Origin of the sequence: Cellulosimicrobium sp. AB352, from assembly GCF_049538415.1 — a bacterium.
GTDB lineage: Bacteria > Actinomycetota > Actinomycetes > Actinomycetales > Cellulomonadaceae > Cellulosimicrobium > Cellulosimicrobium funkei.
Window position 1 is genome coordinate 1 of the sequence record NZ_JBMVFX010000024.1, and the last position, 17,605, is coordinate 17,605.

Consider the following 17,605-nt stretch of genomic DNA (forward strand, 5'->3'; position numbering starts at 1 on the left):
CGCCGTCCACCGCGGTCTTGGGCCCGTACCTCTTGGTCAGGCCGCGTGCTTCGATCATGCTCCCCCCTCGGGGTCGGTGACGATGACGCCACCGAACCTAGGGAGACCCGGGTGCCGGGCGATGCCCTCTCCTGGCCGATCTTCCGTCGGCACGTACACCGCTCGGGCGAAGCCCCCGTCCGCCGTTCGACCGACCCCTTGGCGGGAGGGAGCCTCAGTCGAGCTCGACGACGACGGCGCCGGACGGGTCACGCAGCACGGTGCCCTCGACCCTCACGGTGACCTCCAGCGGGCCCTGCGGCCATCGAGCACTCACCGTGTACGGGGCGGACGCGCGCACCTCCTCGCCGGCCACGAGGGAGAGCGGCTCCGCCTGGGCCCAGACGGCGGACGCCACCTCCACCCCTCCGTACCCCCGGAACACCCCGTCCGCGACGCTCTGCGGGCAGTCGCCGCCCGTGAGCCCGGAGGCGGTGCACGAGGCGAGCAGCTCGTCGATGCGCGCCTCGGCCTCGGTGGCCACCTCCGCGCGGAGCACGGGGTCGACGTGCAGCATCTCCGAGCGCAGCTCGGCTCCCGAAGGGGGTTGGACCGCGTCCATGTCCACGGGGAACTCCACCGTGAACGGCTCGCTGTCGCCGCCGTCGGGATCGATCGTGGTGAGGTCCTGAGCGTCGGCGAGCTCGAGGTCGTAGATGCCGGGAAGCAGCCGCAGCGGTCCCGACGTCGCGAGATCGACCGCGCCCGATCCCTCGACCACGATCTCCCCCGGGACGCCCGGACGGACGACCGGGAGACCGTGGTCGGACCAGACCGCGACCCTCGGCTCCCCTCCGACCGTCTCCGTGCTGACCACGAGCGTGCGCGCCTCCTCCTCGCCGTCGAGCCGGTACTCGACGTCCACCGAGGACTCCGGGCCGGACCCGGTCACGGAGGTGACGCGGGCCTCGACGGGGCGCACCGCCTCGGCGTAGACCGCGTCGTCGAGCGCGACCGGGCTGAGGACCGACGGATCGCTCAGCAGCTCGCCCGCTCCCGTGGCGTCGCCGTCGACGAGGCGGTCGAAGAAGGTGGTGACCACCTGCTCCGCAGCCCTCTCCTCGGAGCTCTGGAACGAGCACCCCGCCACCGCCAGCGGGACGACCGCGGTCGTCAGGCCGGCGGCCCACCTCGCCGCGCGTGACGACGCCCTCACCGGATCACCGCACCTGCTCGCGGACGGGCTCCGGAGCCGTCGACGGTGGTCCCGGGCTCGGCGTCGGTCTTCCGCGCCGTGCCCGGGCAGGACGACACGCCGGTCGGCGTACTGCGCTCCGTGCTGTTCCTCTTCCCCTTCTGCCAGACCCCCGCTCCGCCCCGGTCCCAGCAGCCGTCCGGAGCGTCACCGTCGAGCCGCACCGGAGCCCGCGCGTCGGGCGCGCCGTCGAGCACCGCCCTACCTTCGCCGATGAGCGCTGAGATCGCCTCATGAGCGGCGCGGCTCCGACTCCGGACGGCAGCGCTCGGGCTCCTCTCCGGCGCCCCGGGCGGGCGGCCGTTGCTCCGAGCGACGGTCTCGCGCACGGAGTACCTGATACTTCGGGCCCGTGACCGAATCGTGACGGCGAAAGTACCTAGTACTCGCTGTCCGTGGTGTCCGGGGCGTTGCTAGCGTCGCTGGGGATCTACCTGCTACTCCACGTCCCGCCAACGGTGGTGGGCGCACCGGCGCACTCCCGCGCCGAGCAGACCGGTACCCGCCTCTCCCGCAGCTCTCCCCTCGTGCCGACCGCCCCGCGACGACGCCGGGCGTGAGGAAGGACGACAGATGACGCAGCACGCTCTCCGACCGTCACGCACGCACACGGTCCTCACCTCCGTCGCGCTCGCCGTGCTGGCCCTCGCGGTCGCCGGCCTGGTCGCGTTCCTCCTCGTGTACAACGGCAAGGTCGCCGACGGCGCGACCCGCCTCGACGACGGCGCCGCCGAGCTCGACGCGGGCGCCGCGACCCTCGCCGACGGCACGACCGAGGCCCAGGCCGGCGCCCGCCGCCTCGCCGACGGGGCGGACGACCTCGAGGCCGGCGCGGGCGACCTCTCCGCCGGCGCTCGGAAGGCGTCCGACGGCGCCACCCAGCTCGCCACGGGCGGCGCCACCGCGCTGGACGGCGCGACCGAGCTCGCCGCCGGGGCGGACGAGCTCAACGCCGGGGCGGCACGCCTCGCCGCCGGGGCGGGCGACGCCGCGAGCGGCGCGGCCCGCCTCGCCGCGGGCAGCAAGGACCTCGACTCCGGGGCGGCACGCCTCGCCGCGGGGAACGCCCGTGCCGCCGACGGCGCGTCCCAGATCGCGTCGGGTGCGGGCACCCTGAAGGACGGCGCGGCCGAGCTCTTCGCCGGGAACGCGACGGCCGCGCAGGGTGCCGGGCTGCTCGCCGAGGGCACCTCGGCGCTCGCCAGCGGCGCGTCCGACCTCGCCGACGGCACGGCACGGCTCGCCGTCGGGGCGAGCACCGTCGCGGACGGCGCGTCGACGGTCACCACGGGCCTCACCGGCGCCGCGTCCGGCGCACGCGATCTCGCGACCGGGGCGAGCAGCGTCTCGGCGGGCGCGTCGACCCTGCGCGACGGCGTCGCCGCCACCGCCCGGGGCGCCGGCTCGCTCGCGCCGGGCGCGGCGACGGTCGCGGCGGGCGCCGAGCAGCTGTCCGCCGGAGCGAGCTCGTTGCAGGCCGGCACGGCGCTCCTTGCGCCGGGCGCGCAGCAGGTCGCGGCGGCGTCCGCCCAGCTCCGGGACGGCGCGACCGGACTCGCGGCAGGTCTGTCCACGGCTCGCGACGGCGCCGTCCGCCTGGCCGACGGGACGCGTTCGGTGGCCGAGGGTGCCGACCAGGTCCACGCGGGCGCGGACTCCCTCGCCGCACAGCTCCAGGGGCTGGCCGCGGCGACCGACGACCCGGCCCTCAAGGCGAAGCTCGACGCGCTCGCGGGTGCGGCGGGCTCGGTGCGCGACGGCGCGGCGCGGGTCGACGCCGGTGCAGGAGGGCTCGTCGCCGGCGCGTCCGCCCTGCGCGACGGGCTCGCGGGCGACTCCGGCGCCGCAGCGGGCGCGGCCCGGCTCGAGGCGGGTCTTCGGGACCTCAGCACCGGAGCCGCACGGGTGTCCACCGGCGCCCAGGAGGCGGACGCGGGCGCGACGCGGCTCGCGGAGGGTGCGGCCGGGCTCGCCTCCGGCGCCGCCGCGGTCTCCGGCGGGGCACAGAGCCTCGCCGCCGGGACGGCGCAGCTCTCCGGAGGGGCCGACGCCCTCGCCGCCGGTGCGAGCACGGTCTCGGCCGGCAACGCCTCGCTCGCCGGGGCGACCCGCGCCCTCGCCGACGGCGCCGCCAAGGTGTCGGGCGGCGCGACGACCCTGGCCGCCGGGAACGCGGCGTCGGCAGACGGCGCCGCCCGTCTCGCCGCCGGGAACACCGACGCGGCCGCCGCCTCGGCAGCGCTCGCCGAGGGCACGGCTCGCCTGGCCGACGGCGCCTCCCGGGTCGCGGGCGGCAACGCCCAGCTCGCCACCAAGACCTCCGAGCTCGCCGCAGGCGCGTCGGAGCTCGCGTCCGGCGCCGCCGACCTCAAGGCGGGGACGGCGAAGGCCGCGACGGGCGCGGGCGACCTCTCTGCCGGCACGGTGCGGCTGCGCACCGGCGCGGGCGACCTGTTCGCAGGGACCACGCGGCTGGAGGACGGGACGCTGCGCCTGCAGAACGGGCTCACGACCCTCTCGACGGGCGCGACGACCCTCGCCGCGGGCAACGCGGCGCTGGCCGAGGGCTCCGCGACGCTGCACGCCGGCACGACGACCCTGGCCGACGGCGCGTCCGACCTGCACGACGGCAGCACCCGCATCGCCGACGGCGCGGCCGCGCTCGCGGACGGCACGGGCACCCTCTCCGACGGCACGACGGAGCTCAAGGACAGCGTCGAGAACAGCCCCGTCGGACGGGTGTCGCTCGGCATGTCGGCGCTGGTCGGCGGGTCCGTGCTCGCGGGCGTCGCGGGCGTCGGGCTCGGGCTGCGCCGTCGGCTCGCGGCGGTCTGACGGACCGGCGCGCACGGCCGGGCGGCGTCCTCGCCGCCCGGCCCTCGGCTCGGGGGCGGCCTCACGTCGACGGTGCCGCCCTCGCGGGCGGCGGTCCCGGTGGACAGGACTCCGGGGTCGCCGCCCTTCTCTCGCTACCGGGCTGCAGGCCCGCCGCCACGGCGCGCGGCCGCGTAGCCGCGAGCGCGCAGCGCGTCCTCCCAGCCGTACGTGCCGAGGTGGCGCGGCGCGTGACCGGTGGGGTCGAAACGGACCTCGGGGTCGTCGCCGTCGTGCGCGGAACCCGTCTCGGGGCCGTGCAGCTCGATCGCGCCGAACCGGTGCCAGGCGCCGAGCGGGGTCGCCTCCAGCACCTCGAGCACCGGCGTGCCGACGACCCGCGCCGCGTCGTGGTCCGGCCGCAGGGCGAGCACGCGGGGACCGTGCGGCGACCGCAGCGGCATGAGCGTCGACAGCCAGCCGCCCAGCAGCGCGCGGCGCGGCACGAGGAGGAAGCGCGTGAGCCGCCCCCTCCCCGAGGAGGCGAACAGGACGTCCTGGGGCGCGCCGTCGTCGGTCCAGCGCACGGCGATCCCGACGACGTCCGGGAGCCCGCGCGGGAGGCCTGCCCCGAGGGACACGCGCACCGTGACGGGCGTGCGGCCCTGCGGGACGCTCGCCGCGCCCGCCTCGTCCTCCGCGACGACGAGCGTGCCGCGGAGGAGCACCCCGCGCGCGTGCATCGGGCGGCCGCCGCGCACGCGCGCGACCGTGCCGGTCACGGCCGCGAGCGCCGCGCCGACGGGTCGAGAGAGCGTCTCCACGAGTCCTGCCACGCGGCCACGGTCGCACCGCCCCGGGTCACCCGCACGGCCGCGGGCTCGTCACCCGCCCGGGGTGCCGGGGATCAGGGGGTCTGCTGCCCCGTGGAGCCCGGCGCCTGGAGATCCGAGAGATCCGGGAGGTCCGGCACGTCGAACGTGGGGACGTCGATCGTGGGGACGTCGAGGTCGCCCAGCCGCTCCTGGAGCTCCTCCTGGCGGACCCGGTCGTTCTCCTGGAGGCACGCGAGGCGCGCGGCGGGGCGCCCGGTGCACTCCTGCACCGCCGAGCCCGGGTCGCGCGGGGCACGCTCCTCCTGGACGTAGCGGCCGTCGGCGTCGTGCTCGTCGGGGGCGACGGGCAGCGCGGCGAGCGCGGCCGCCTCGGCGAGCAGCAGCAGGACCGTGGCGAGGACGAGGACGGCGCCGCCCAGCCCCGCGCGGACCGCGGCGGCCGTGCTCACGGGCGGGCGCTCGTCGGACACCGCGCGCTGCCGGGCCGCGACGCGCCACGCGGCCCACGTCCCGACGACGAGCGGCAGCACGTACGCCACCGCGGCCAGCGCCGCCACGGGGCGCGCGTCCTCGCGCGCGACCGCGCCCGGGCCGATGCTCCCGACGACGACCGCGACGATCCCGAGGACGACGGCACGGCGCACGACGGCGCCCCGCAGGCTCGCGCGCAGGGCCGCGATCCGCGCGGCTCCCGCCGTCCCGGGCGGCAGGTACCCGAGCTCGCGCGCCTGCGTGAACATCGCCGCGTGCAGCACCGCCGAGGTCACGGTCGTCAGGGCGAGCACGACCCCGAGCCCGACGAGGAACCAGCGGACGGCGACGGCGTCGCGCACGACGTAGAGCAGGGCGAGGCCCGCGAGGACGCCCGCCCACCCGACGGCGATCGCCACGACGGTGCCCCCGCGGAACGGGGTCCGGTGCAGGGTGCGGCGCAGCAGCCCGCGCGGGACCTGGAGCAGGACGGGCAGGACGCGCAGCGCGGTCACGCCCGTCCACAGGAGCACGACGACCCCCCAGACCGGCACGCTGCCCACGTGCGCGTCGCTCATCGCGAAGGCGACGACGAGCGCGACCGCCCCGACGAGCAGGACCGGCATCTCGACGAGCCGCAGCACCTGCTGCCACACGCTGAGGTGCAGCAGGTACCCGGCCTCGGCGTGCTCGGGGTTCATGGCGAGGACGCCGCTGTACCCCTGGGCGCTGCGGCTCGCGTCGAGCGCGAGGGCCGCGTCGAGGTAGAGGAGGTCCTCGTGCTCCGGTGCGACGGCGAGCCCCTGCCGCACGAGGGCGCGTGCCCGGTCGTCGTCCCCGAGGCGCGACCAGAGCCGGGCCGCCTGCGCGAGCCGGTCCGGGGCCTCGGGGGCGAGCTCGAGCGCCGAGGCGATGCGCTCGCGCGCGAGCCGCCGGTCGGTGCCGCGCACGCGCCCCGAGAGGAGGGCGTCCGCGAGCTGGAGGTGGTAGCGCGCGTCGTCGGGGTCGAGCTCGAGCGCGCGGCGTGCGGCGTCGCGCGCGCCCGGGACGTCACCGGTGTTCTGGCGCGCGACCGACAGCAGGTAGAGCGCGCCGTCGGCCGCGGGCTGGGCGGCGACCACCTGCTCCAGGAGGGGCAGCGCGTCGGCGGACCGCTGGAGGTGCAGCCGCACCCACGCGGCGGCGAGGAGGAGCCGCGGGTCGTCGGGGACGGCCGCGAGCGCCTCGTCGACCTCGTCGAGCGCGCGCTCGGGCCGCCCCATCTGGACGAGCATCTCGACGCGCGCGCCGACGGCGCGCGGGTCGACGGTCGTGGTCACCGTGGGCTGCCTCGCCGTCTCAGAGCATGCGTCGCGCGCGCAGGTACGCGGCGAGCTCGTCGTAGCGGCCGTCATTGTTCGCGAACGTCACGACGTTGCGCGCGGACTGGAGCCACGCCGTCGTGGACGGCCGCACGTCCGCGAGCGCCGACTCCATGTCGGCCATCGTGACGGGTCGCACCTGGCCGGACGCGATCGAGTCCATCATCGCCTTCTCGGCTGCCGTGGCCGCCAGGTGCTCCAGGTCCGCGCCGGAGAACCCTTCGGTGCGCCGCACGACGGCGCCCAGGTCGATCCCGGCGACGGGCCGCCCCGCGAGGTGGTGGCGCAGGATGGCCTCGCGCGCGGGCTCGTCGGGCGGCAGGACGAGCACGACGCGGTCGAACCGGCCCGGGCGCAGGAGCGCGGTGTCGACGTCCCACGGGTGATTGGTCGCGCCGAGCACGAACAGGCCGTCGTTGTCGGAGCCGATGCCGTCCATCTCCTGGAGGAGCTGGTTGACGACCGTCCGCATGCCCGACGAGCCGGAGTACTGCGCGCGCCTGCCGCCGATCGCGTCGACCTCGTCGAGGAACAGGACGGCCGGCGCGAGCTGCCGCGCCCGCTGGAACAGGGCGTGGAGGTTCTGCTCGCTCTCCCCGATGTACTTGTCGAGGATGTCCGCGAGCGTCACCGTGAGGAACCGCGCGCCGAGCTCGCCCGCGACCGCGCGCGCCATGTACGTCTTGCCGGTGCCGGGCGGCCCGTAGAGCAGCAGGCCGCCGCGCAGCGACTTGCCGAACGCCTGCGCGATGGCCTGGTTGCGCATCGGCTCCAGGAACGCCTCGCGGATGCGCTTCTTCACCGGCTCCAGTCCGCCGACGTCCGCCAGCGTCACCGTCTCGCGCGAGACCTCGAGCAGGCCCGACCCGTCGTCGGGGGCGTCGTCGCGCGCGGGCACGAGGAACGGCTGCCCGCCCCCGGGCGCCGGGTCGGCGTGGCCCTGCCCGGGTGCTGGGCTCGGGTCCGCGGGAGCGGGGCCCGGGGTGCCGACCGCAGGCTCCTCGACGAAGGGTGGCGGGACGCGCACGTCGAGCTCGTCCTCCAGCCGGTCCCAGTCGATGCCCGACGCCGGGCTCCCCGGCCCGGCGGGAGCGCCCTGCCCTGGGTGGTCCGGCGGCGCCGGGTGGTCGGACGGCGCAGGGTCGCCGGACGGCGCAGGGTCGCCGGACGGCGCGGGGTCGCCCGGCGCCTGCCCGGGCGCGGCGCCCGCCGGTCGCGACGCCGCCGCGGCGGACGCGGCCGCCTCCTGCACGAGCCGCAGCGCCTCGCCGTCGGCGGGGTCGATCCGCAGCCCGGCGCTCGCCTGCTCGAGCGCCTCGACGGGACGCCCCGCGGCGAGCAGGAGGCTCGCGTAGTGCACGCGCAGGGGCGCGCTCGTGGGCGCTGCCGCGACGGCGGCGGCGAGCGCGGCCAGGGCGTCGGACATGGGTGCTCCTCGGGGACGGCGTTCGGGACGACGGCGTCGTGCGGCCCGGGGCGGGGCACGGCCGGGACCAGTGTGCACGGGACCGGTGACGCGCACGATAGGGAGAGGTCCCCATGGAAACCACTTGCCATGATGGAAAGTAGATGCTTCGATGGCATCCATGAGCACCGACGACACGACCCGCACCGCACCCCTCGACGCGGCAGCCGCTCTCGACCGTGCCGACCGCCTCGCCGGCGCCACCCGGGCGCGCGGGTGGCGGTGGGTCCGGCTCTACCTGACGGGTTGGGCCGTCGCGAGCGTCGGGCTGGTGCTCGCGATCGGGCTCGGCGGCCGCGTCGGCTTCGTCGTCGGCATGGCGGCCTGGGTCGCGATCGTCACCGTCGGCGCCACGTGGGCGGGGCGGCAGGGTGCCCTGGCCGTCGGCACGCGACGCCGGATCGCCGTCGGCGCCGTGTCCTGGGCCGTGGTCTACGGTGCCGTGCTCGTCGCCGGGCTGGTGGTGTGGCCCGGCTCCGTGGCGTACTGGGTGCCCGCGGCGCTCGTGAGCGCCGTCCCGCTGCTCGTCGCGGCGTGGCGGCCCGCCCCGCGGGACGCGGCGGTGACGGCGTGACCACGCACCGTCCCCCGGCGGGTGACGGCTCCGCCGTCGACCACCACCCGCGCCACACGCTCGACGAGGTGATCCACTCCCCCGTGCGCCTCTCCGTCGTCGCCGCGCTCTCGGGCGTCGAGAAGGCGGACTTCCGAACCCTGCGCGACACCATCGAGCTGTCCGACTCGACCCTGTCGAAGCAGCTCACGGTGCTCGAGGACGCCGAGTACGTCGAGATCAGCAAGGAGCGCGCCGGACGACGCACGCGCACCTGGGTGCGCCTCACGCCCACCGGCGCCGCCGCCCTGCGCGCGCACCTCGACGCGCTGCGCGCGATCGCGGAGGTCGCGCTGCCCCCGGCCGACGCCTGACCACAGGATCCTCGGCGCGCGCGTCCGGACGCGCGCCGTCCACAGGGGCCGCGTGACTGTCGGCGGGAAGCGGCAGAGTGGGGCGCATGACGACCGAGAACGACGCGTCCACCCCGCTCGCCGTGCCCGACGACGCGCCGCCCGCGCCGCGCCCCGGCGCCCGCTGCTTCGGCGACGGCGACCCGCTCTACGAGGAGTACCACGACACCGAGTGGGGGGTGCCGGTGCACGGGGACACCGCGCTGTTCGAGCGCCTGGTCCTCGAGGGCTTCCAGTCCGGGCTGTCCTGGATCACGGTGCTGCGGAAGCGACCGGCCTTCCGCGAGGTGTTCGCGGGGTTCGAGCCCGCGGCGGTCGCGGCGTTCGACGAGCCCGACGTCGAGCGGCTCCTGGCGGACGCCCGCATCATCCGCAACCGCCAGAAGATCACGGCGACGATCGACAACGCGCGGGCGCTCCTCGCGCTGCAGGCCGGCGGCGGCTCGCTCGACGAGCTGGTGTGGTCGTTCGCGCCGCCCGCGCGCTCCGGCCGGCCCGCCACGTGGGGCGACGTCCCGAGCACGAGCCCGGAGTCGGTCGCCCTGTCGAAGGCGCTCAAGAAGCACGGCTTCCGGTTCGTCGGGCCCACGACGGCGTACGCGGCCATGCAGGCGTGCGGCCTCGTGGACGACCACCTCGCGACGTGCCCCGTCGTGCTGGGCCGGTCCGCCTCCGCACGGTCGTGACCGATCCGCTATAGCAAAATCCGCCCGCATCGTGGACGAGGTGCGACCATGGTGGGCATGAGCGCCTACGTCTCGGTCCTCGACCTGTTCTCCGTCGGCGTCGGCCCGTCGAGCTCGCACACCGTCGGGCCGATGCGCGCGGCGAAGGCGTTCGTCACGACCCTGGCCGCGGACGACACGCTCGGCACCGTGGCCGGGCTGCGGGTCGTGCTGTGCGGCTCGCTCGGCGCGACGGGCGTCGGCCACGGGACGCCGGACGCCGTCGTCGCGGGGCTGCTCGGCCTCGACCCCGAGACGTGCGACCCGGCGCGCGTGCCCGGGTCGTGGGAGAAGCTCGGCGACGGCGCGCCCGTCACGCTCCTGGGCCGCCACCGCATCACCATGACCAGCGACGACGTGCGCCTCGCGCCGCTGACGCGCATGCCCGGTCACCCCAACGGGATGCGCTTCACCGCGCTCGACGCCGACGGCACGACGGTCGCCGAGGAGGCGTACTACTCCGTCGGCGGCGGGTTCGTCCTCACCGCGGCCGAGCTCGAGGCAGCGGCCGCGAACGAGGCCGCCCAGGTCGGGGCCGAGCTCGCGGGCGAGGCGATCGACCCGCGGACCGAGCCGGCCGGCGTGCCGTTCCCGTTCGCCAACGCGGCCGAGCTCCTCGCGGTGTGCGAGCGCGAGCGGACGTCCATCGCCGCGGTCGCGTGGGCCAACGAGACCGCCCTGCGCCCGGTCGCCGAGGTCGAGGCGGGCGTCGACCGCATCTGGGACACGATGAGCGCGTGCGTCGACGCCGGGCTGGAGCGCGACGGCGTCCTGCCCGGGCGGCTCAAGGTCCGGCGTCGGGCCCGCGCGCAGCGCGAGCGCCTCGAGCTGGCCGACGAGCGCGGCGCCGACACGACGATCGAGTGGCTCCAGGCCTTCGCGATGGCCGTCAACGAGGAGAACGCCGACGGGCGGCGCGTCGTGACCGCCCCGACGAACGGCGCGGCCGGGATCATCCCGGCCGTCGGGCGGCACTTCCTGCGCACGCACCCGGACGTCGCCGCCGACCCGGCCCGCCGTCGTCGGGCGATGCGCACGTACCTGCTCACCGCCGCCGCCATCGGCGCGCTGTACAAGCGCAACGCGTCCATCTCCGGCGCGGAGGCCGGGTGCCAGGGCGAGGTCGGGTCGGCCTGCTCCATGGCCGCCGGCGCCGTCTGCGCGGTGCTCGGCGGCACGCCCGCCCAGGTCGAGAACGCCGCTGAGATCGCGATGGAGCACAACCTCGGCCTCACGTGCGACCCCGTCGGGGGGCTCGTCCAGGTCCCGTGCATCGAGCGCAACGCCATCGCCGCGTGCACCGCCGTCTCCGCCGCGCGCCTCGCGCTCCAGGGCGACGGCTCGCACGTCGTCTCGCTGGACACCGTCATCGAGACCATGCGCCAGACGGGCGTCGACATGTCGACCAAGTACAAGGAGACCTCGACGGGTGGCCTTGCGGTCAACGTCGTCGAGTGCTGAGCCGGCGGCCCCTCACCAGGTGCGGCGGACGTCCGCCCGCGGCCCGGTCACGAGGCTGCGCGGCGGGACGTCGTCGGTGACGACGGCGCCCGCGGCGACGACGGCGTCGCGACCGATGGCCACGCCGGGCAGGATGGTCGCGCCCGCGCCGATCCACACGTTCTCGTGGACGTCGATCGGGCCGCCGGTGAGCCAGACCTTGCGGTCGTCGGTGTCGACGGGGTGCCCGACGGTGATGAACGTGACCCGCGGCGCGACCAGCACACCGTCGGCGAGCCGGATGCCGGCGTAGTCGAGGAACGTGCAGTTCTGGTTGACGAAGACCCGCTCACCGAGGTCGAGGTGCAGACCGTGGTCGGTGAAGAACGGCGGGTAGATCGTCGTGCGCGGGGGCAGCGGTCGCCCGAGGATCTGCTCGAGGAGCCGCGCCTTGCCGTCCTCGTCGTCGAACGGGAGCACGTTGAGCCGCGAGGTGAGCGCGGTCGCCTCCAGCACGCGCTCGGACATGGCGCGGAACTCGGGACCGTGGATGCGCATGAGCAGGTCGCTGGGCATCCCCCGATCCTCCTCCCCCGTCAGCGTGCGGCACGGGGTGCGGCGCGCCGGGCGACGACCTCCTCCACGACCGCGACGACGCCGTCCTCCCCCGGCGCGACGGCGATGCGCTCGCCGAGGCGCGCGGCGGCCCGGGTGTACGCGGGGTCGTCGAGCAGGCGGCGCACCGCGCGTCGTATCTGGGCGGGTCGCGGCGTGCTGGTCCGCAGCCGTTCGCCCGTCCCGGTCCACGCGACGCGGGCCGCGACCTCCGCCTTGTCCTCCGTCTTCCCGGCGACGACGACGGGCACGCCGTGCCGCAGCGCGTGGTGCACGCCGCCGTAGCCGCCGTTCGTCACGAGGACCGACGTGCGCGGGAGCAGCGCGTCGTACGGGAGGTACTCGGCGGCGCGCGCGTTGGCGGGCAGCGTGCCGAGCGTCTCGACGGGCCGCCCGCCGGTGGCGGCGACGACGAGCACGTCCTCGTCCGCGAGCGCGCGCAGGGTCGGGACGAGGAGCTGGTGCGGGTCCTCGTTCGCGACCGTGCCCTGCGTGACGTGGACGACGGGGCGGCGCGTGCCGAGGTCGTCCCACCAGGCGGGGAGGTCGCCGTGCGCGGCGGCGGGTCGCGGCGGGCCGACGAACCGGACGGGCGTGACGACGTCGGGCCGCGGGTACTCGAGCTCGGGGACGGTGAGCTGCACGACGGCGTCCGCGTCGGCGGGCCAGCCCAGGAAGAAGGTGTCGCTGGGGGTGGCGCCGGTCGCGCGCACCATCTCCTGCGCGGCGCGCTGCGGCGCGGCGAACGCGACCCCCTCGACGAACCGGTGCAGCGCTCGGTTGCGCAGCACCCCGAGCGGCCCGCGCGCGGGCAGCACGCCGAGGCCGAACGGTGCGGTGAGGTCGCTCTTCAGCCCGAGCGGGAAGATGCCCAGCGCGAGCACGGGAGGGCGCCGGTCGGCCGGGGTGGCGACGAGCGCCATCGCGCCGAGGAACAGGGGCTCGACGAGAACGACGTCGGCCGGGCGCGCGGCGAGGGCGTCGACGACGGCGCGGTGCTGCGCGGCGCCCGGCCGGACGAAGATCTCGAGCATGTCGTGCCGGATCGCGTCGAGACCGGTGCGGCCCGCGCGGCCCGGGAAGGCGGCCGCGAGGTCGCGGTCGTCGAAGTCGGCGGCGGCGGGCAGCGGCACGTGCTCGGCGCCGGCCGCCTCCACGGCCGCGGCGAAGCGTGCGCCGGTGAGAAACCGGACCTCGTGGCCGTGCGCGACGAGCGCGCGCGTGACCGCGAGCAGCGGGGTGACGTGAGCGTGCACGGGGGTGGAGCAGAGCAGGACGGTGGCCATCGGTGTGCCTCTCTCGGGCGGCGCGGGACGCGCCGGTCGGACGGGAAGGGCGCGGGGACCGGGCCGTCCGCGCGAGGACGCCGAGGGGGAGGCGGCGTGTGAGAAGATCGGTAACCGTTAGGAGTATTCATCACCCTAGAGGGGTAGTCAATAGTGGTCCCCCGCGCCTACACGTCCGACCTCCGCGCCGAGCAGGCCGCGCGCACCCGCGAGCGCGTCGTGCGCGCGGCGGCCGAGGAGCTCGCCGAGCGCGGCTACGAGCGCACGACCCTCGCGCGCGTCGCCGAGCGGGCGGGCGTGTCGCTCGAGACCGTCAAGGCGCACGGGCCCAAGCGCGCCCTGCTCCTCGCGGCCTTCGAGGTGACGTTCGCGGGGTCCGAGGGTCAGGAGTCGCTCGCCGCTCGGCCCGAGGGCCGCGCCGTCGCCGGGACCACCGACCCCGAGGCCTTCCTCGACGGGCTCGTCGCGCTCGTGGCGGCGGCGAACGAACGCGTCGCGGCCCTGTGGTCGGCGTTCACGTCGGCGGCCCGCTCCGACGAGGCCGTCGCCGTCGAGCTCGCGGCGCTCCTCGACCGCCGTCGCGCGGACCTGCGCGCGAGCGTCGACGTGCTCGCGGACCACGGGTTCCGGCTGCGCGCGCCGCGGGACGAGGCCGCCGAGACCCTGTCCTACCTCCTCGCGCCGGAGGGCTGGACGCACTTCGCGGCCGGTGCGGGCTGGTCGCGCGAGCGGTACCGCGCGTGGCTGCGCGACGCCGTCGTGCGACTCGTCGCCGCACCGCCGCCAGGCGACGCGGACGCCTGACCCCTGGCGCGGCCTGGCGGGCCGCGCCTACCGTGAGCCATGAGCACCCTCACCCCCGGCTTCCAGGGCCGGCCACGCCCGCAGGGCGTGGCGCTCCCGCCGGGCCAGTACGTCGAGACCGGGTTCCCCGTGCTCTCGGCAGGGCCCACACCGCGCGTCGACACCGCGACCTGGCGCTTCGACGTCACCACCGAGACCGGCGCGACCCGCTCCTGGTCGTGGGCCGAGCTCCTGGCGCTCCCCCAGGACGAGCCGACCGTCGACATCCACTGCGTCACCCGCTGGTCGAAGTTCGGCACGTCCTGGCGCGGCGTCTCGCTCGACACGCTCCTCGGCGAGGTCGAGTCCACGGCCGACTTCGCGATGGTCGGCTGCTACGGCGGCTACACGACGAACCTCCCGGTCGCCGAGCTGCTCGGCGGCAAGGCGTGGGTCGTGCACACGTTCGACGGCGCCCCGCTGCACCCCGTGCACGGCGGCCCCGCGCGGCTCCTCGTGCCGCACCTGTACTTCTGGAAGTCGGCGAAGTGGGTCAACAGCATCACCCTCATGCCCATGGACCGGCAGGGCTTCTGGGAGCGGCTCGGCTACCACGACCTCGGCGACCCGTGGCGCGAGCAGAGGTACCAGGGTGACTGAGGCGCCTGTCCGCCTCGGCGCGCGGTACGCGACGCCGTCGCGCTGGCAGGTCGCGACGCTCGTCGACGCGTGGGCCGAGAGCCCGTCCGCGCGGACGCTCGTCCTCGAGGTCCCCGCGTGGCCCGGCCACCTCGCCGGCCAGCACGTCGACCTGCGCCTCACCGCGCCCGACGGCTACACCGCCGAGCGCAGCTACTCGATCGGCAGCGCCGCGACGCGCACCCCCCTGCCCGACGACGACCCCTCCCCGGGCGACCCGCCCGCCGTCCCGCACGGCGCGGCGCCCGACGGCGTCGCCCCCGCGCGCGTCGAGGTCACCGTCCAGCGGGTCCCCGGCGGCGAGGTCTCGACCTACCTCACCGACGTGTTCGCGGTGGGCGACGCGATCGAGCTGCGCGGGCCCGTCGGCGGGTGGTTCGTCTGGTCGCCGGAGCGCGACGCCGGGACGCCCGTGCTGCTCGCGGCCGGCGGCTCGGGCCTCGTCCCGCTCATGGCGATGCTCCGCACCCGGCGCGACGCCGGCGACCGCACGCCGTTCCGGCTCGTGTACTCGGTGCGCCGCCCCGAGGACGCGCTGTACGTCGAGGACCTCGACCGCCTCGCCGCCGCGCACGACGGGCTCGACGTCCACGTGGTCCACACCCGTTCGACCCCACTCGGCTCGATGCGCGGGCCCGGCCGCGTCGAGCGGCGTGAGCTCGCCGGGTGGGGCTGGCCGCCCGAGATCGAGCCCGCGTGCTTCGTGTGCGGGCCGACGGGGTTCGTCGAGGCCGTCGCACGGCAGCTCGTGGCGCTCGGCCACGACCCGGCGCGGATCAAGACCGAGCGCTTCGGGCCCGCGGTCGACTGACCGGGGCGGAGCGCGTCAGAGCCGCAGCGGTACCGCTGCGCAAGGACCGCGCTCCCGCCGACACAGTCGGAGAGAGGGCGGCGAGCGCGCCGCCCCCGACGGCCGGGGGGGATCGATGACGACGACGACCGCAGGACCGCACCGGGAGCCGAACCCGCCGCGGCGCACGCTGACCGCCCTGGCGACGACGGCGGCGCTGGCCGCGCTCACGGCGTGCGCAGGCGGCGCGCCGGCGGGCCCGGGCCTGCCCGTCGCCACCGCCGACACCGCGCGGGACGTCGTGCGCGTGGCCGACGCCGGTGCCACGCCGCGCGTGGTCGACGCGACCGAGCGGCTCGGCCTGACGATGCTCGCCGCGGCACCGCCCGAGGGGAACGTGGTGGTGTCGCCCGCGAGCGCCGTGGTCGCGCTCTCGATGCTGGCCGAGGGCGCGCGGGGCGACATAGCGCTCGCCCTCGACGACGCGCTCGGCGCGTCCGGCCAGGAGCGGACGGACGCGGTCAACGCCCTCCTCGCGTCGCTCGAGGCCTACGACGGCGACCCGGCGCAGGTCCGGGCGGACGATCTGCCGGAGAAGCCGCTCGTGCACGTCGCGAACCAGATCGTGCTCGACGACGAGGCCGAGGTCCACGAGCCCTACCTCGAGTCGCTCGCGGCCGGGTACGGCGCCGGGGTGCTGCACACGGACCTCGGGACGTCGTCGGGCATCGTGCCGCTCAGCGAGTGGCTCCGGTTCCACACGGGCGGGCTGATCGAGGAGAGCGCCATCGAGCCCGACATCTACCTGCGCCTCGTGCTCCAGAACGCGGTCCTGTTCGCCGCCCGGTGGAAGGCACCGTTCGACGTGAGCGACACGGCGCCGTCGCCCTTCACGCTCCGGGGCGGCGACACGGTGGACGTGGAGTCGCTGCGGCTCACGGAGACGTGGGCGTACGCCGAGGACGACGGGTGGCGCGCGGTCCGGCTGCCGTACGTCGAGGGGTTCCACGCCGACGTCGTGCTGCCGCCCGAGGGAGTCGATCCGGCGTCCGTCGCGCCGGAGCAGCTCCTCGCGCTGCGGGAGGCGCTGGACGCGGCACCCGGGCAGACGGTCGCGCTGACCCTGCCGACGCTCGACGTCCCCGCCGACGACCCGCTGGACTTCCGGCCCGCGCTCTCCGCCGCCGGGCTGGGCGGGCTCCTCGACTCGGTCACGCCGCCGAACCTCCGCGGCATCAGCGACGACAAGCTCTACGTCTCGCAGGCGTGGCAGCAGGCGCTCCTCCAGGTCGACGCCGAGGGCACCGTCGCGGCGGCCGTCACCGAGATCGGTGTGGCCGAGGACGCAGCGTCTGGCGTGGCGGAGAGCATCTCCTTCCGCGTGGACCGGCCCTACGTCTTCTCGGTGTCCGCCGACGACACCGGCTGGCCGCTCTTCACCGCGGCGATCCGGGATCCTCGCCACTGACGGCGTGCACCGCCCGGCCGTCGCTCGCGTCGAACCGCCACCGCATCGCCGCGTGCTCGGACGTGCGCTCGTACGCGAACACGACCTCGGGCCGCACGGCGAAGACGAGCGCCGGGTCGCCGTCGTGGAGGAAAACGCCGTCCCCGACGTCGAACGTCCAGTCGTCGCCGTACTTGCAGCGCCACCGCTCGGCGAGGCGGTGCAGCGCGGCGGCGTCGGTGACACGCGCGGCGGTGCCCTCGACGACGACGTCGAGCGCGTCCTCGTAGGCGTTCGTCCCGGTCGTGAGGACGACGCGCGCGTTCTGGGCCAGGTTGCGGGCCTTGCGCTCGTCGGGCCCGGTGGTCACGTGGAGGCGGCCGTCGGCGACCACCGTCATGAGCGGCGTGACGTGCGGGCGCCCGTCGGGCCGCACGGTCGAGATCCACGAGATCTCGGCCCGTTCGAGCGCGCCGCGCACCGTCTCCCACGGGACGGGGCGCGCGCCGGGAGAGCTGAAGCCGGGGACGAGGGTGCCCTCCGGTGCGTCGGGGGCGGCGGGTCGGGCGCCGGGTCGGGCGGCCGGCTGGTCGGCGGTGGTCATGGAGATCCCTCTCGTCGGTCCTGCCCCTGGGACCGACGAGCGCGCCCGGACTCATCGGTGGCGCCAGCA

At 76.5% G+C, this 17,605-nt stretch carries 16 protein-coding genes; 9 read left to right on the forward strand and 7 right to left on the reverse strand.

Features of this window, described 5'->3' with window-relative positions; translation table 11 throughout:
* Positions 1-214 precede the first annotated feature (214 nt).
* Positions 215-1,195 carry a hypothetical protein gene (locus ACPCUX_RS15715; RefSeq protein ID WP_423389129.1) on the reverse strand — a complete coding sequence of 327 codons (981 nt, stop codon included), beginning with the start codon at positions 1,193-1,195 and terminating at the stop codon, positions 215-217.
* Between the two features lie 612 nt (positions 1,196-1,807).
* On the opposite strand from ACPCUX_RS15715, the gene ACPCUX_RS15720 reads away from it, so the two are divergent.
* The gene (locus tag ACPCUX_RS15720; protein WP_423389130.1) at positions 1,808-4,069 is read left to right on the forward strand and encodes a hypothetical protein; all 2,262 of its coding nucleotides are present in this window, start codon (positions 1,808-1,810) and stop codon (positions 4,067-4,069) included.
* 134 nt (positions 4,070-4,203) lie between these two features.
* Here the strand turns inward: ACPCUX_RS15720 and ACPCUX_RS15725 are convergent, their stop codons facing one another.
* The 3 genes from ACPCUX_RS15725 to ACPCUX_RS15735 form a co-directional block, all read right to left on the reverse strand.
* Complete coding sequence (locus tag ACPCUX_RS15725; RefSeq protein ID WP_137281267.1) at positions 4,204-4,884, reverse strand: hypothetical protein; 681 nt, start codon at positions 4,882-4,884, stop codon at positions 4,204-4,206.
* 71 nt (positions 4,885-4,955) lie between these two features.
* The gene (locus ACPCUX_RS15730) at positions 4,956-6,674 is read right to left on the reverse strand and encodes a tetratricopeptide repeat protein (protein ID WP_423389131.1); all 1,719 of its coding nucleotides are present in this window, start codon (positions 6,672-6,674) and stop codon (positions 4,956-4,958) included.
* 19 nt (positions 6,675-6,693) lie between these two features.
* A complete protein-coding gene (locus tag ACPCUX_RS15735) occupies positions 6,694-8,142 on the reverse strand; it encodes an ATP-binding protein (RefSeq protein WP_423389132.1) in 1,449 nt (482 codons plus the stop codon).
* Positions 8,143-8,302: 160 nt separating this feature from the next.
* On the opposite strand from ACPCUX_RS15735, the gene ACPCUX_RS15740 reads away from it, so the two are divergent.
* The 4 genes from ACPCUX_RS15740 to ACPCUX_RS15755 all read left to right on the forward strand — a co-directional run bounded on the left by ACPCUX_RS15740 (position 8,303) and on the right by ACPCUX_RS15755 (position 11,333).
* Positions 8,303-8,755 carry a hypothetical protein gene (locus ACPCUX_RS15740; protein ID WP_186381187.1) on the forward strand — a complete coding sequence of 151 codons (453 nt, stop codon included), beginning with the start codon at positions 8,303-8,305 and terminating at the stop codon, positions 8,753-8,755.
* On the forward strand, positions 8,752-9,108 hold the full coding sequence (locus ACPCUX_RS15745) for a winged helix-turn-helix domain-containing protein (RefSeq protein ID WP_423389133.1): 357 nt from the start codon (positions 8,752-8,754) through the stop codon (positions 9,106-9,108). Before ACPCUX_RS15740 ends, ACPCUX_RS15745 begins: the two co-directional genes overlap by 4 nt.
* An 86-nt stretch (positions 9,109-9,194) precedes the next feature.
* Entirely contained in the window at positions 9,195-9,833 is a 639-nt protein-coding gene (locus ACPCUX_RS15750) for a DNA-3-methyladenine glycosylase I (protein WP_423389134.1), read from the forward strand.
* 57 nt (positions 9,834-9,890) lie between these two features.
* A complete protein-coding gene (locus tag ACPCUX_RS15755; RefSeq protein ID WP_137281271.1) occupies positions 9,891-11,333 on the forward strand; it encodes an L-serine ammonia-lyase in 1,443 nt (480 codons plus the stop codon).
* Between the two features lie 12 nt (positions 11,334-11,345).
* Here ACPCUX_RS15755 and ACPCUX_RS15760 read toward each other — a convergent pair whose 3' ends face one another.
* Both ACPCUX_RS15760 and ACPCUX_RS15765 read right to left on the reverse strand, forming a co-directional pair.
* Entirely contained in the window at positions 11,346-11,888 is a 543-nt protein-coding gene (locus ACPCUX_RS15760; protein ID WP_171468559.1) for a DapH/DapD/GlmU-related protein, read from the reverse strand.
* A gap of 20 nt (positions 11,889-11,908) precedes the next feature.
* Positions 11,909-13,213, reverse strand: a complete 1,305-nt coding sequence (locus ACPCUX_RS15765; protein WP_423389135.1) for a glycosyltransferase — start codon at positions 13,211-13,213, stop codon at positions 11,909-11,911.
* 153 nt (positions 13,214-13,366) lie between these two features.
* Here ACPCUX_RS15765 and ACPCUX_RS15770 point away from each other — a divergent pair, with 153 nt between their 5' ends.
* The 4 genes from ACPCUX_RS15770 (at position 13,367) to ACPCUX_RS15785 (ending at position 16,953) form a co-directional block, all read left to right on the forward strand.
* Positions 13,367-14,017, forward strand: a complete 651-nt coding sequence (locus ACPCUX_RS15770) for a TetR/AcrR family transcriptional regulator (RefSeq protein WP_232322674.1) — start codon at positions 13,367-13,369, stop codon at positions 14,015-14,017.
* A 39-nt stretch (positions 14,018-14,056) separates the two neighbouring features.
* Entirely contained in the window at positions 14,057-14,656 is a 600-nt protein-coding gene (locus tag ACPCUX_RS15775; protein WP_034654951.1) for a sulfite oxidase-like oxidoreductase, read from the forward strand.
* Positions 14,649-15,506, forward strand: a complete 858-nt coding sequence (locus tag ACPCUX_RS15780; RefSeq protein ID WP_085387059.1) for a ferredoxin reductase — start codon at positions 14,649-14,651, stop codon at positions 15,504-15,506. Before ACPCUX_RS15775 ends, ACPCUX_RS15780 begins: the two co-directional genes overlap by 8 nt.
* A gap of 115 nt (positions 15,507-15,621) precedes the next feature.
* Positions 15,622-16,953 (forward strand): serpin family protein, encoded by a 1,332-nt coding sequence (locus ACPCUX_RS15785; RefSeq protein WP_423389136.1) that lies wholly within the window; start codon positions 15,622-15,624, stop codon positions 16,951-16,953.
* On the opposite strand, the gene ACPCUX_RS15790 is transcribed toward ACPCUX_RS15785, so the two are convergent.
* Positions 16,922-17,536: a pyridoxamine 5'-phosphate oxidase family protein gene (locus tag ACPCUX_RS15790; RefSeq protein WP_423389137.1), complete on the reverse strand. Its 615-nt coding sequence runs from the start codon at positions 17,534-17,536 to the stop codon at positions 16,922-16,924. The two genes, ACPCUX_RS15785 and ACPCUX_RS15790, sit on opposite strands and share 32 nt — an antisense overlap.
* Positions 17,537-17,605: the final 69 nt, after the last annotated feature.

Coding starts and splice junctions, on each gene's coding strand:
- ACPCUX_RS15720 (WP_423389130.1), top strand. CDS start 1,808: ATGACGCAGCACGCTCTCCGACCGTCACGCACGCACACGGTCCTCACC.
- ACPCUX_RS15735 (WP_423389132.1), bottom strand. CDS start 8,142: ATGTCCGACGCCCTGGCCGCGCTCGCCGCCGCCGTCGCGGCAGCGCCC.
- ACPCUX_RS15740 (WP_186381187.1), top strand. CDS start 8,303: ATGAGCACCGACGACACGACCCGCACCGCACCCCTCGACGCGGCAGCC.
- ACPCUX_RS15750 (WP_423389134.1), top strand. CDS start 9,195: ATGACGACCGAGAACGACGCGTCCACCCCGCTCGCCGTGCCCGACGAC.
- ACPCUX_RS15755 (WP_137281271.1), top strand. CDS start 9,891: ATGAGCGCCTACGTCTCGGTCCTCGACCTGTTCTCCGTCGGCGTCGGC.
- ACPCUX_RS15760 (WP_171468559.1), bottom strand. CDS start 11,888: ATGCCCAGCGACCTGCTCATGCGCATCCACGGTCCCGAGTTCCGCGCC.
- ACPCUX_RS15765 (WP_423389135.1), bottom strand. CDS start 13,213: ATGGCCACCGTCCTGCTCTGCTCCACCCCCGTGCACGCTCACGTCACC.
- ACPCUX_RS15775 (WP_034654951.1), top strand. CDS start 14,057: ATGAGCACCCTCACCCCCGGCTTCCAGGGCCGGCCACGCCCGCAGGGC.
- ACPCUX_RS15785 (WP_423389136.1), top strand. CDS start 15,622: ATGACGACGACGACCGCAGGACCGCACCGGGAGCCGAACCCGCCGCGG.
- ACPCUX_RS15790 (WP_423389137.1), bottom strand. CDS start 17,536: ATGACCACCGCCGACCAGCCGGCCGCCCGACCCGGCGCCCGACCCGCC.